The 12799-nt window shown below is 71.6% G+C and carries 15 protein-coding genes; 8 read left to right on the top strand and 7 right to left on the bottom strand.

Going from position 1 to position 12799, the window contains the following annotated elements:
* Positions 1 to 5 precede the first annotated feature (5 nt).
* The 5 genes from pstA to AC5L35_RS20980 all read right to left on the bottom strand — a co-directional run bounded on the left by pstA (position 6) and on the right by AC5L35_RS20980 (position 5225).
* Positions 6 to 923 (bottom strand): phosphate ABC transporter permease PstA, encoded by a 918-nt coding sequence (gene pstA / locus AC5L35_RS21000; RefSeq protein ID WP_495061608.1) that lies wholly within the window; start codon positions 921 to 923, stop codon positions 6 to 8.
* A 167-nt stretch (positions 924 to 1090) separates the two neighbouring features.
* A complete protein-coding gene (gene pstC, locus AC5L35_RS20995; RefSeq protein ID WP_495061369.1) occupies positions 1091 to 2044 on the bottom strand; it encodes a phosphate ABC transporter permease subunit PstC in 954 nt (317 codons plus the stop codon).
* A 96-nt stretch (positions 2045 to 2140) separates the two neighbouring features.
* A complete protein-coding gene (pstS, locus tag AC5L35_RS20990) occupies positions 2141 to 3250 on the bottom strand; it encodes a phosphate ABC transporter substrate-binding protein PstS (RefSeq protein WP_495061607.1) in 1110 nt (369 codons plus the stop codon).
* 244 nt (positions 3251 to 3494) lie between these two features.
* Positions 3495 to 4397 carry a mycothiol synthase gene (mshD, locus tag AC5L35_RS20985; protein WP_495061368.1) on the bottom strand — a complete coding sequence of 301 codons (903 nt, stop codon included), beginning with the start codon at positions 4395 to 4397 and terminating at the stop codon, positions 3495 to 3497.
* A gap of 51 nt (positions 4398 to 4448) precedes the next feature.
* A complete protein-coding gene (locus AC5L35_RS20980; protein WP_495061367.1) occupies positions 4449 to 5225 on the bottom strand; it encodes a winged helix-turn-helix transcriptional regulator in 777 nt (258 codons plus the stop codon).
* 194 nt (positions 5226 to 5419) lie between these two features.
* Here AC5L35_RS20980 and AC5L35_RS20975 point away from each other — a divergent pair, with 194 nt between their 5' ends.
* From AC5L35_RS20975 to AC5L35_RS20940, 8 genes are all read left to right on the top strand, one after another.
* Positions 5420 to 6232, top strand: a complete 813-nt coding sequence (locus tag AC5L35_RS20975; protein ID WP_495061366.1) for an alpha/beta hydrolase family protein — start codon at positions 5420 to 5422, stop codon at positions 6230 to 6232.
* Positions 6229 to 7008, top strand: coding sequence for an LmeA family phospholipid-binding protein (locus tag AC5L35_RS20970; protein ID WP_495061365.1), 780 nt, complete (start codon positions 6229 to 6231; stop codon positions 7006 to 7008). Before AC5L35_RS20975 ends, AC5L35_RS20970 begins: the two co-directional genes overlap by 4 nt.
* A 48-nt stretch (positions 7009 to 7056) precedes the next feature.
* Complete coding sequence (locus AC5L35_RS20965; protein WP_495061364.1) at positions 7057 to 7494, top strand: thioredoxin family protein; 438 nt, start codon at positions 7057 to 7059, stop codon at positions 7492 to 7494.
* Between the two features lie 194 nt (positions 7495 to 7688).
* Positions 7689 to 8153 (top strand): DUF4395 domain-containing protein, encoded by a 465-nt coding sequence (locus AC5L35_RS20960; protein WP_495061363.1) that lies wholly within the window; start codon positions 7689 to 7691, stop codon positions 8151 to 8153.
* Positions 8150 to 8989, top strand: coding sequence for a sulfurtransferase (locus AC5L35_RS20955; protein ID WP_495061362.1), 840 nt, complete (start codon positions 8150 to 8152; stop codon positions 8987 to 8989). Before AC5L35_RS20960 ends, AC5L35_RS20955 begins: the two co-directional genes overlap by 4 nt.
* A complete protein-coding gene (locus AC5L35_RS20950) occupies positions 8989 to 9291 on the top strand; it encodes a DUF1416 domain-containing protein (RefSeq protein WP_495061361.1) in 303 nt (100 codons plus the stop codon). Before AC5L35_RS20955 ends, AC5L35_RS20950 begins: the two co-directional genes overlap by 1 nt.
* A gap of 110 nt (positions 9292 to 9401) precedes the next feature.
* Positions 9402 to 9533, top strand: coding sequence for a hypothetical protein (locus tag AC5L35_RS20945; RefSeq protein WP_495061360.1), 132 nt, complete (start codon positions 9402 to 9404; stop codon positions 9531 to 9533).
* A gap of 17 nt (positions 9534 to 9550) precedes the next feature.
* Entirely contained in the window at positions 9551 to 10156 is a 606-nt protein-coding gene (locus AC5L35_RS20940; RefSeq protein WP_495061606.1) for a heme-binding beta-barrel domain-containing protein, read from the top strand.
* On the opposite strand, the gene AC5L35_RS20935 is transcribed toward AC5L35_RS20940, so the two are convergent.
* A complete protein-coding gene (locus tag AC5L35_RS20935; protein WP_495061359.1) occupies positions 10153 to 11085 on the bottom strand; it encodes a hypothetical protein in 933 nt (310 codons plus the stop codon). The two genes, AC5L35_RS20940 and AC5L35_RS20935, sit on opposite strands and share 4 nt — an antisense overlap.
* A gap of 45 nt (positions 11086 to 11130) precedes the next feature.
* Positions 11131 to 12603, bottom strand: a complete 1473-nt coding sequence (locus AC5L35_RS20930) for a DivIVA domain-containing protein (protein WP_495061358.1) — start codon at positions 12601 to 12603, stop codon at positions 11131 to 11133.
* Positions 12604 to 12799 lie beyond the last annotated feature (196 nt).

The raw sequence follows: 12799 nt of genomic DNA, 5'->3' as shown, positions 1-12799 counted from the left end.
TCCTCTTATCGGGTCTTGGGGGCGAACAGGCGGGCGATCAGCCGCGCCACGAGGTTCAGCACCAGCACGATGATGATCAGGACGAGCGCAGCGGTCCACGCCCTGTCCAGGTAGGGATCGCGGGGGACGCCCGGCGCCGCGTACGAGGTGTAGGCGAACACCGGAAGCGTGGCCATCCGCCCTTCGAACGGGTTGAAGTTCAGGCCGGTGGTGAGGCCGGCCACGATCAGGAGGGGTGCCGTCTCGCCGATGACGCGGGCGATCGCGAGCGTGACGCCGGACGCGATGCCGGCGATCGAGGTGGGGATGACCACCTTCATGATCGTGCGCCACTTCGGGGTGCCGAGCGCGAACGCCGCCTCCCGAAGCTCGTTCGGCACGATCTTGAGCATCTCCTCGGTGGCCCGTACGACCACCGGGATCATCAGGACGCTCAACGCCACGGATCCGGCGAAGCCGAGCCGGACGCCCGGGCCGAAGAACAGCGCGAACAGCGCGAAGGCGAACAGGCCGGCCACGATCGACGGGATGCCGGTCATGACGTCGACGAAGAAGGTGATCGCCCTGGCGAGCCTGCCCTTGCCGTACTCCACCAGGTAGACGGCGGTGAGCAGGCCGACGGGGATCGACATGACCGCGGCCAGCGCCGTGATGATCAGCGTGCCGACGATGGCGTGGTACCCGCCGCCGCCCGCCCCGATGACCCCGCGCATGGAGGAGTTGAAGAACTCGACGTCGAACCGGGCGAGACCGTTGCCCACCACGGTGACGACCACGGAGACCAGCGGCGCGAGCGCGATGAGGAAGGCCAGCGTGACCACGATGGTGACGAGCCGGTCGGTGGCCTTGCGGCCGCCCTCGACGACTCGGGACAGCACGTACGTGGCCACGGCGTAGACCACCGCCGACGCGATCACGAGCATGCCGATGCTGAACCCACCGGTGGCCGCGAGCAGGGCGCCGATCAGGACGAACGAGCCGCCCAGCACCGCCCATGGCGCCCACGTCGGAAGTTCCGCGCGGACGAGCGACGGGACCGGTGGGTCGGTGACCTGTGCGCCGCTCTGCTGGCGCTCGGTGTCGATGGACATCAGTTGGCCCCCGAGAACTCGCGGCGTCGGTTGATGATGTAGCGGGCGAGCGCGTTGACCAGCAGGGTGATCACGAACAGCACGAGACCGGACGCGATGAGCGTGTTGACGGCCAGCCCGGTGGAGTCGGGGAACTGCAGCGCGATGTTGCCGGCGATCGTCGACGGGTTGTCCGAGCTGATCAGGTTGAACGTGACGGCGCCGGACGCGGAGAGGATGATCGCCACCGCCATCGTCTCGCCGAGTGCGCGGCCGAGCCCGAGCATCGCGCCGCTGATGATCCCCGACCGGCCGAACGGCAGCACGGCCATCCGGATCATCTCCCAGCGGGTGGCGCCCAGTGCGAGGGCGGCCTCCTCGTGGAGCTTGGGGGTCTGCAGGAACACCTCGCGGGCCACCGCGGTGATGATCGGCAGGATCATGACCGCGAGGGTGACGCCGACTACCAGCATCGTGCGGCCGGTGACCGACACCGGGCCGGCGAAGAAGGGCAGCCACCCGAGGTAGGTGTTGAGCCACGTGGAGAGCCCGAGCGTGGCCGGCGCGAGCACCGCGACGCCCCACAGGCCGTAGACGATGCTCGGCACGGCGGCGAGCAGGTCGATCAGGTAGCCGAGGCCCTGGGCGAGCCTGCGCGGCGCGTAGTGGGTGATGAACAGGGCGACCGCCACCGCGAGCGGGGTGGCGATCAGGAGCGCGATCAGCGCGGCGAGGATCGTCCCGAACACCAGCGGGCCGATGTACGCGACGAGGGTCTTCCCGCCGGGGAGGTCGGCGGGCGACGCGACGATCGCGGGCATCGCCTGCGCGACGAGGAATGCGGCGACGCCGGCGAGCACCACGAGGATGAGGATCCCGGCGCCCTTCGCGGAGCCGGCGAAGATTCGGTCACCCAACTGCAGCACCGGTTTCGGCGGCGCCTTCGCGATGACCTTCTCGGTGGTCGTGGTCACGGCATCCCCTCTACGGGTGGGCAGGAACACACCGGCGGGACCGGACGACTGTCATCGTGACAATCGCCCGGTCCCGGCGGCTAGGTGACGAAGAGCTCAAGATCCGGCGGCGATGGCGTTGATCGCCGGGGTGATCTGCGAGCGCAGCGAGTCGCTGAGCGGAGCAGCTCCTGCCTTGTCGGCGGCGACGGACTGGCCGTCGGAGCTGACCACGTAGTTCAGGTAGGCCTTCACCAGGTCCGCCGTGGCGGCGTCCGGGTACTTGGAGCAGGCCAGCAGGTAGGACACGAGCACCACCGGGTAGGTACCCGACGCGGTGGTGTCCCGGGCGAGCTTGTAGGCGAAGGCGGACTGGCCCTGCCCGTCCACCCGGGGAGAGGCGTCGAGCACCGCCGCCGCGGCCTCGGGAGTGGGGCCGACGTACTCCGAGCCCACCTTGACCTTGGCCTGGCCCATGTCACGGGCCTGGCTCTCGTCGGCGTATCCGATCGATCCGTTGCCGGCCTTCACCGCACCGACGACGCCCGAGGTGCCCTGGGCGGCCTCCCCGCCCTGCACCGGCCAGGTGTCGCTGACGTCGTACGGCCAGGCAGAGCCGGCGGCACCCTTCAGGTACTCGGCGAAGTTCTGCGTGGTGCCGGACTTGTCCGAGCGGTTGACCGGCGTGATCGCGAGGTCGGGCAGCGTGGTGCCGGGGTTGTCGGCGGCGATCGCCGGGTCGTTCCACTTCGTGATCTTCCGGTCGAAGATCTGCGCGATGGTGGCCGGAGCGAGCTGCAGGTTGCTGACGCCCTCGATGTTGTAGATCACCGCGATCGGCGAGACATAGTCCGGCACCTCGACGACATCGCTCTTGCAGCGCGCGTTGGCCTGGGTGAGCTCCTCCGGCTTGAGGTAGACGTCGCTACCCGCGAAGGCCACTCCGCCACCGAGGAACTGGGTGCGTCCCGCACCCGAGCCGCTGGGGTCGTACGTGATGTTCGCGTCGGCGTTCTGGCCGGTGAACGTGGCGATCCACGCCTCCTGAGCAGCCTGCTGCGCGCTGGATCCGGCCCCGGCGATCGTTCCGGAGACGCTCGGCGCAGCCGACCCACCAGCATCGCCCGACGGAGCCGACTCGTTGGCCGCTCCACAGCCGGCGATGAGCAGGGCGCCGCTGGCGGCGATACCCACCGCGGCGATTCGGGCACGTGCTCCGTGCCGCACGGTCTTCACCTGTGTTCCTCCGTCATGAGTTCCCGTTGACCGGGGACGTACGGCTCGGGGTGGCCGTACGTCAGCGACGGTAGGTAAGCGGGGTTGACACACTCCCCCGATCAGGTAAACGCGGAGTGAACAGCGTAAAGGCGATAGGCCATGAATCGCTCAAACGGGCACCGTGATCTTGCTGTGACCTGCGGAGACGTGATCGTGCCTTCGGCCACAATGGTTGCCGCGCGGTGAACGCTTGTCACCGCGCGTAAGAAACGTCGGTGCCCGACAGGGTGAATCCGAGACGTTCGTAAACCCGGACAGCCGCGGTGTTGTCAGCCTCGACATAGAGCATCACCTCGCCGAGGCCGCGGTCGCGCAGGTACTGCAGCCCGGCGAGTGTGAGCGCCGCGCCCAGCCGCTTGCCCCAGGCCGCAGGGTCGACGCCCAGCACGTACACCTCACCGATCGGCTCGGTCCCGTGCTCGCCCGGCCCGTCGTGCACCTTCGTCCAGTGGTAGCCGAGCAACCGGTCCGACTCGTCGACCGCCAGCAGAAAGCCCGCCGGGTCGAACCAGGGCTCGGTCTCGCGCATCCTGATCTGCTCGATGTCCCAGCCGCCCTGCTCGGGGTGCCAGTCGAACGCCGCGTTGTTGACGCGCAGGAACTCCGCCTCGTCGGAACCGATCACGAAGGAGCGCAACCGCACCCCGGCGGGCAACTCGGGCTCGGCGACGGGGGTACGCAGGCTCCGGTGCATCTGCCAGAGCACCCGGGCAGGGGTGAACCCGAGGCGCGCGGCGAGGGCCACCGCGCCCGGATGCTGCCCGTGGGCCCAGATCCGGAGGTGCCCGTTCTCCGTCCGCGTCAGCAACTTCTCGACGATGCGGGTGCCGAGGCCGGCCCGGCGGTGCTCGGGATCCACCGTCAGCTCGGCGACACCGCCTTCCTCCGGGTCGGTCAGGTCCAGCTGGGCGAACCCCACGAGGGCACCGGCGGGATCCCGGGCGAGCAGGTGCACGGCCGTGTCGTCGGACAGGTGCAGGAGCACGTGCTCGCCCAACGGCGCCGTGCCGTCCGCCTTCGTGGCCGCGGCCGCGAGGGCCGTGACCTCGTCGATCGTGGGCTGGTTCAACCCGGCACGCCATGACAGATCGGTCACGGACGCGACGCTACCCCGCTACCCCGGGACAGGACGTGGAGCTGCTGTCGATCACGCCAGCCCGGCGACACCCGAGACACGACCATTGACCCGGTCGGTCTCCTCGCCGTCGTCGCCACCGTCGTCGTCGACGATGCTGACCGCGGGCGCGCCCAGGTGGCCACGGCTGGGCCGGACGAACTTGTAGCCGACGTTACGCACGGTGCCGATCATCTGCTCGTGCTCCGTGCCGAGCTTGGCGCGCAGCCGCCGCACGTGCACGTCGACGGTGCGGGTGCCGCCGAAGAAGTCGTAGCCCCACACCTCCTGGAGGAGCTGCGCGCGGGTGAAGACGCGGCCTGCGTGCTGCGCGAGGTACTTGAGCAGCTCGAACTCCTTGTAGGTGAGCTCGAGCAGCCTGCCGCGCAGGCGGGCCGCGTACGTGGCCTCGTCGATCACCAGCTCGCCGAGCACCAGCGCGCCGCCGTCGCGGCCGGCGTCTCCGCCCGGGCGGGACTTGAGCAGCCGCAGCCGCGCGTCCACCTCGGCCGGCCCGGCACCGGGCAGGAGTATCTCGTCGACGACCCACTCACCCGACACCGCCACCAGGCCGCCCTCGGTGAGCACCGCGATCACCGGCACGTCCATGCCGGTGCTGCCGAGCAGGCGGCACAGGCTGCGCGCGGCCACGAGATCGGTGCGGGCGTCCACCAGTACGGCGTCGTGCGGGCCGGCGTCCAGCAGCGCGGCCACCTCGGGCGCGGCCGTGCGGACCCCGTGGGGGAGCAACGTCAGGGCCGGCAGCACGGATCCCGGATCGGGATCGGCGGTCAGCAGAAGGAGTTCCACGTGGTGCCTCCTTTCCACACCGGGAGCCGAGGCGCCGGAGCGGCACCCCTCGTCCGATCACGGCGGGCGACGCTGACGCACCGTTCACACCCGCGTGACCCGGTCGGAACACATCACGCGGATCGATGCAGGATAACCGGGTGAGGGCCGATCGGAAGAGCGGCGCGGTGCAGGTCACGCACCATGCGCTAAACGTGACCACCTCGGACGGCGTCTCACTCTCCGGAATCCACCTCCCAGGACCGGGCGGGGACACGGCGATCGCCGTGTGTCACGGGTTCACCCACCACACCCGCCGACCCGTCACCCGGGTGGTGCTCGAAGCCCTCAGCAAGCAGGCGCCCGTGGTCGCGCTCGACATGCGAGGGCACGGGCAGTCGGGCGGGCGCACCACCGTGGGCGACCGTGAGCTGCTCGACCTCGACGCGGCCGTGCGGTGGGCCCGCGACGCCGGCTACTCCCGGGTGGCCACGGTCGGCTTCTCCCTGGGCGGGGCGGTGGCGCTGCGCCAGGCCACCGCCGGCACGGCCCGTCCCGACGCCGTCGTCGCCGTCAGCGGCCCCGCGCGCTGGTACTCCCGCGAGACCCCGGCGATGCGGCGGGTGCACTGGCTGCTGGAGCAGCCGCACGGCCGCGCCGTCGGCCGCCTGCTCGGCGTGCGCCTGGACTCGGCGTGGGAGGTGGTGCCGCCCTCACCGGTCGAGGTCGTCTCGGCGGTGGCTCCCGTGCCGCTGCTGCTCGTCCACTTCGCGGGCGACCACTACTTCTCCGCGGCGCACGCCGAAGCCCTGGTCGCGGCGTCCGGGGGCCACGCGGAGCTGTGGACCGAGCCGGGTGAGGGCCACGGCGAGAGCGGCACCGGCCCCGAACTCGCCGAGCGCATCGCCGTGTGGGCGCTCACCGCCGCGTCGAGTGCCATCCCGGGCGAACGCGCCGACGGCGGCGGCTCTACGGTCGGACCCCGCACCCCGGCAGAGCGCCGGGCACCAGGGTCGGAGGTCGGATGAAGCGCGTGGTCATCGGGCTGCTCGTGCTGGTCGGGCTGCTCGTGGCCGTCGACTACGGGTCCGCCGCCCTCGCCGAGTCGGCCGTGTCGCGGGAGATGCGCCAGCAGATCGGACTCGTGGACGACCCATCGGTCCGGATCAACGGCTTCCCGTTCCTCACGCAGGCGCTGTCGGGCCGGTACCGCAGCATCGATGTCGACGCGACCCGGATCCGCGTCGGACAGCTGCAAGAGCTCGACGTCTCGGCGCAGCTCCGCAACGTCACGGCGCCGCTGTCGATGCTGCTGGGCTCCGGCCCGAAGACACTGCAGGTGGGAAACGCCGAGGGCACGGTGAGCGTGTCGGCCACCGACGTCGAACGGCTCGTGCCGGGCATCAAGGACCTCCGCATCGACTCGCTCGACGACGAGGCGTTGCAGCAGGCCGTCGAGGACGGCGGCGATCCGTCGCTCACGCGGCTCGATCCCGACAACGTCGCCCGGCTCTCGGGCACCGGCTCGTTCCTGGGCCAGGAGACGCCGGTCTCGGTCATCGCCGAGCTGCAGCTGGACGGCGGCCAGGCGCAGATCGTCCCGCAGGACATCCGCCTCGGCGACGACAACCAGCCCGTGCCGCAGGCGATCCAGCGGACCCTGCAGCAGCTGTTCACCGTGCGCATCGACCCCGGTTCGCTCCCGCTGCAGGTCACCCCCACCGCGCTGCGGGCGAACAACGGGCAGCTCGAGATCAGTGGCTCGGCCCGCAACCTCACCCTCGGTGCGCCGACACCGTCCTGATCCGGACAAGCGGGACTAAGCCGAGCACCCGTCGCGTTGCCACCGGGCATGATCAGTGACACCGGTCTCCTGGTCCTGGTGGGCACGCTCGCGCTCGCCACGGTGGTGGGTCTGGTGGTGCGGGCCCGCGCCGGCCGGATGCGCACCGGCGGCGCCACGTCCGGCGGATGGGCGCTCACCGGTGCCGCCCCCGCCGCCTCGGACCAGGTCCTGTTGCTGCAGCTGTCCTCCCCCGTGTGCACCCCGTGCCGCCGCACGGCGGAGCTGCTGACCGAGCTCACCGCACGCCGCCCCGGCGTGGTGCACCGCGAGGTCGACGTCGCCGAGCGCCCCGATGTCGCCCGCGAACTCTCGGTGATGCGGACGCCGACGGTGGTCGCCTTCACCCGGGACGGGACGGAGCTGCTCCGTGTCTCGGGCGTACCCCGGCTCCCCGAACTGGAGGCCGCGATCGCGCCCCGCCTGACCGGCACGGGGCCGATCTGAGCCGTTCCCCCACCACACGGGCGATATGCGCAGCTACACCCCGCTCCCGAAAGTCGCAATCCTCGGTTACCCTCGCCCCCGTGTGCTGGCCGCTGACCCGACGACGCGCAGTCGATCTGTGCCGCGTCGGTAGCTGCCTCTGTCGCACCTCCTGAGAACCGCGTCCCCTCGCACCCATCCTCAGGAGCATCCCCATGTCCAGACCCGCCACCCCCGCGCGCCGCGATCCACCCGTCGATCGGCGCGGTGTCCGGTTCTCGGCGGCACTCACCACCCTCGTTCTCGCGCTGGTGCTCATCAGCGGTAGCGGCTGGCTGCTGGGCGCACAAGCACTCGCGTTCGCGCTCGGCTCGATCGCCGGCCTCCGGTTCTCGCCGTACGCGGTGCTGTTCCGGCTGCTGGTCGCACCGCGGCTCACACCGCCCACGGAGCGGGAAGAGGCCGCCCCTGTGCGGTTCTCGCAAACCGTCGGCCTGGTGTTCGCCGTCATCGGTACTGTCGGTTACCTCGCCGGTCTCACCGGCCTCGGCATCGTCGCCACCGCGCTCGCACTGGCCGCCGCCTTCCTCAACGCCGCCTTCGGCTTCTGCCTGGGCTGCGAGTTGTACGCAGTCATCGCCCGTTTCCGGAAGAACAACCAACAGGGAGCCACCGCATGAGCCGTCAGGACGTCCTGGTCACAGCAGACTGGGCCGAGAAGAACCTCGGCACCGACGGGATCGTCTTCCTCGAGGTCGACGAGGACACCACCGCCTTCGACGGCGGCCACCTCCCCGGTGCCGTCAAGATCAACTGGACCACCGATCTCCAGGACCCGGTGCGACGCGACGTCGTCACCAAGGAGCAGTTCGAGCAGCTCCTGTCGGCCAAGGGTGTCGGCACCGACGAGACCGTCGTCCTCTACGGGGGCAACAACAACTGGTTCGCGGCCTACGCGTACTGGGAGTTCAAGCTCTACGGCCACCAGAACGTCAAGCTGCTCGACGGCGGCCGCAAGAAGTGGGAGCTCGACGGGCGCCCCCTCACCTCCGACGTCGCCGAGCGCAGCGCCACCACCTACACGGCGCAGGAGCCGGACCTCAGCATCCGGGCCTTCCGTGACGAGGTCGTCGACTCGATCGGCAAGAAGAACCTGGTCGACGTGCGCTCGCCCGACGAGTTCTCCGGCAAGATCCTGGCGCCCGCGCACCTGCCGCAGGAGCAGTCGCAGCGGCGCGGCCACGTGCCCTCCGCGATCAACATCCCGTGGAGCAAGGCGGCCAACGAGGACGGCACCTTCAAGTCCGATGAGGAGCTCACGGCGCTCTACGGCGAGGCAGGCTTCGACGAGGGCAAGGCGACGATCGCCTACTGCCGCATCGGCGAGCGCAGCTCGCACACCTGGGTGGTGCTGCACGAACTGCTCGGCCGGAGCGACGTCAAGAACTACGACGGCAGCTGGGTCGAGTACGGCTCCCTCGTCGGCGTGCCGATCGAGCTGGAGGTGACCCGCTGATGTGCGGAGCGCCCGACCAGGCGGTCGCACTGCCGCCGGGTACCGACCTGACCAAGGAGACCGTGCTCGCCGGCCGAGTGGTCGCCGACGGTCTGCCCGTGCCCGGGGCGTTCGTCCGCCTGCTCGACGGGACGGGTGAGTTCACCGCCGAGGTTGTCGCGTCGGCAGGCGGGGACTTCCGCTTCTTCGCGGCGCCCGGGACGTGGACGCTGCGCGCACTGTCCCGTTCTGGCAACGGCGAGACCGTGCTCAGCGCCGACGGCCCTGGCCTGCACCAGGCCGAGGTCGCGGTGGCGTCGTAGTACCAGCAACGAGCCGGAAGGCCCCGTGTGCCGCGTCATGGCGCCCGGGGCCTTCCTGTGCCACGCCCGGCACCGCTCGCCACACGCACGAGACGCTAAGCTGCGCGCCCGTGAACTGGTTCTTCTCAGGTCTGCTGATCGCGGCCAGCGCGGGCATCGCGGCGTTCACCGGCTACCTGCTCCGGCGGCTCTTCACGACGGAACCGGGCACCCCTGACGTCACCCGGGAGGTCGCTCCGTGACGGGCCCGGAGGCCGAGCTGCCCGGCCAGATCACCGGTCCAGCCAACGCCGCGCCCGACTCACCGCAGCGCAACCGGCCCCGCTTCGACGACCTCCCGGTCCCGGACGACACCGCGAACCTTCGGGAAGGCCCCGACCTGCACGAGCAGTGCCTCGGCCTGCTCCCCCTGATCGGCGTGTGGCGCGGCGCGGGCGAGGTCGTCTACCCGACGATCGACGGCCCGTACGCCTACGGGCAGCAGATCGTGTTCGCCCACGACGGGCGTCCGTTCGTGTCCTACGAGTCCAGGTCGTGGCTGCTCGGCCCGGACGGCGAGGTGCTGCGTTCTGCGGCGCGGGAGACCGGCTTCTGGCGGCCTCAGCCCGACGGCGAGCTCGAGGTGCTCATCACCCACGCCACCGGGATCAGCGAGATCTTCTACGGCCGCGCACGCAACCTGACGTCCTGGGAGATCGAGGCCGACGCGATAGTGCGCACGGCTTCCGCCAAGGAGGTGACGGCGTCGCATCGGCTGTACGGGCTCGTCGAGGGCGGGGACCTGGCCTACGTCGACGAGCGGGCGATGGAGGGCCAGCCCCTGCAGCCCCACCTCTCGGCCCGGCTGAGCCGCATCGCCGGCTAGTGAGCGGGGGAACCGGCGGCTGACGCGAGGATCGCGCGTACCTCCTCGACCGGGAGCTCGACGAGGCGTGCGAGCTGCTCCGGGCGCAGACCGCTGCTGGCTAGCCGGTGCAGCACGTCCTGGAGCCGGCTTCGGCACGCCTCCAGCTCGGCGGTGGCACCGACCGCCCGGGCCGGATCCTCGAGCAGCACCGCGAGCAGCCGGTCGCGGACGTCGGCCTGCGCGGTGGACGGCTGTGCGGGCACCGGCGCGCTCGCCGCGGACGGGTCGGAGTGCGGCGGGACAGCCGCAGGCGGGGTGGCGGAAACAGCGGCGGACCCGTTCCGGTCGGGCGTGCCCGGAATCTGCTCCAGGCGACCGTTACGGACGGCCGCCGCACGGACGGCGAACGCCTGTGCCACCGCAGCCGCCACCGTGCGGCCGGAACCGGCGGAGTCCGCCGCGTTGGTCCGGGAGCCCAACCCGCTCCGCGACGCAGCGTCGAGCGAGCTGAGCAACGGCCGCACGGTGTGGTTGTTGTCGGCCGGGGCGGAGGGTGGCGCCGCGGCTGTGCCCGGTCCGGCGACGGGGTAGGTGACACCTGAGGGCCCGTCTGCCGCCCGGGACACGTTGCCGGTGTCGGGGGCGGAGTCCGGGTAGCCCTTGGGCGCCGCCTCCGCCCACCCGCGCACCGGAGCGTCCTTGGGTGCCTGCGGCGTGGCCAGGCCCGTGGACCACTGGACCGCCGGCATCGCCGAAGGCGGCGGCGGGGCGAGAACGTGCTGGGCTTCCAATCCGGTCCAGTCGCGCATACCGCGATCCCGGATGTGTGGGGCGCCCACTGGGCGCCTGCGTCTCATCGCGAACACGATCAGGAGGGCGAGGGCGAGGGCGACCACTACGCCCACACCCACCGGGACCAGCCCGTTCGTCGAAAGGGGCAGCTGCATGGATGCGGACCGTACGCGAATTCAGCTCACTGTGCGCAATCGAAATCAACCCGAACGTGACGGCGAGGCGGAGCGTCCCGAGCGATCGGAACCGCCTCCCGCACCTGGCCCGCGTTCGCCGCGCCGACCGTCCTTCACCTCGTCGGACGGCGCATTCTGCTGCTCCGAACGGCCCTGACCGGGGCCGTGCGGTGGGGCCGGCCTGCCTGCATCCGAGCCGCTCGGCGGCCTTACCGAATTCACCTTGACGGTTGAGTCCGGGGGGACCGGTTTCCGGGCGGATTTGTCGCCGCCGGCACTCGGGCCGCGCTTGTCGGCGGGCCGGACGGTCGGCACGACCGTGGTGCGCTCGGCCCCCGGAGCGGGGCCGGAGCGGGTGGCGTGCGGCACCGCGCTGGTCTGCGGCTCGTTGTCCTCGCGGCCCCCGGCAGGGGGGCGGAACAGCTCGCTGGGCTCCGGTTCGGGTTCCGTGGTCGGACGCATCGATCCGGACTGCTCGCCCGCCGCCGCACCGACCGCCTGGTAGCCGCCGGAGGGAAGCCGGTGGGCGGCAGGCTTGCCGGATGCCGCAGAGCTACGGTCGACGGGGCGCGGGTCGCTTGCGACGTGGGGAACCGCGCCGGTCGGATCGCCCGGCGGGACGGGCTTCGACGGCGGGGGAAGGGTCTGTACGTCGGCGCGGGCCGATCCACTCGGCGTACCGCCGGACGAACCGGACGGGGAACGGGTGGGCGCGCCCTGCGCGGGCCGGGCCGGGCCGCCCTGCGCTCCGTCGGCGGCGGGTACGCCGCCAGGCCTCGAGCCGTGGCTGCCAGGGCCGTCACCACTCCTGGCGGCCTGCCCGCCCGATGGCGTGCCTGCGCCGCGAGGGGCGCCCGAGGAGGGCGGTCCGGCGGCAGGGGGCGCGGACGCGGAGGACCCCTGGTGCGGTGCACCGTGGGAGCCGGCCGGCTGGGACGAACCCGGCACGGCGGTGTCCCGTGGCCGGGCGGCCTGCGGTGCACCGTCGCGGGGTGGCAGCGTGATGCGGGCCGTTGGCGCCGCCAGCATGCCCTCGAGCTGGCCGCGCATCCGCGTGAGCTCAGCGACCATCGCGTCGCGCTGACGGACCAGGTCGGCGAGCTGGGCCCGGACCTTGTCCTCCTCGGCGCGGGCGGCGACCCTGGCCTTCTTGCGGATCTCCGCGGCCTCTTCCTCGGCGGCCTGCAGAATGCTCTGCATCCGATCGGTGAAGTTCCCGATCATGTCGGGCGACTCGCCGTGCGGCATCGGGCCGCCGGGCCGCGGACGCGGGGTGGGCCGGGGCCGCGCACCGGGCGGGGCCTGCCCCGGTGACGGGCCGCCGGAGGGAGACGAGACCACGGGAATCGGCTGGCTGCGCGCCAGTTCGAGATCGGCCCGCATCCTGGCGACGGCGCGCTGGAGACGAGCCACGTGCTCGTCGACCTGCCGGCGGTCGTATCCCCGGAGGACGACGTCGAACCGTGGGGCGCCGGACACGCCCGGGTCAGTCGTCATCGTCGGCCCCTCCCGAGCGTATGGTCACCCTGCATTTCGCCGAGGGTAGGTAGATCTTCGCCACCGAACCTGGTCGTTCACCCTGACGGAGCATACCGATAGGGGAGAGTTGACCCCGTCGGTGGCTCGTGAGCGGCCGCCCGACGGGCACCCGGACAGGGACCTCGCGACGGCCTACCATCGAACCGGTGGACAC

The sequence above is a fragment of the Pseudonocardia sp. OZ21 genome, assembly GCF_059359135.1.
This window is presented reverse-complemented; position numbering and strand designations above follow the sequence as displayed.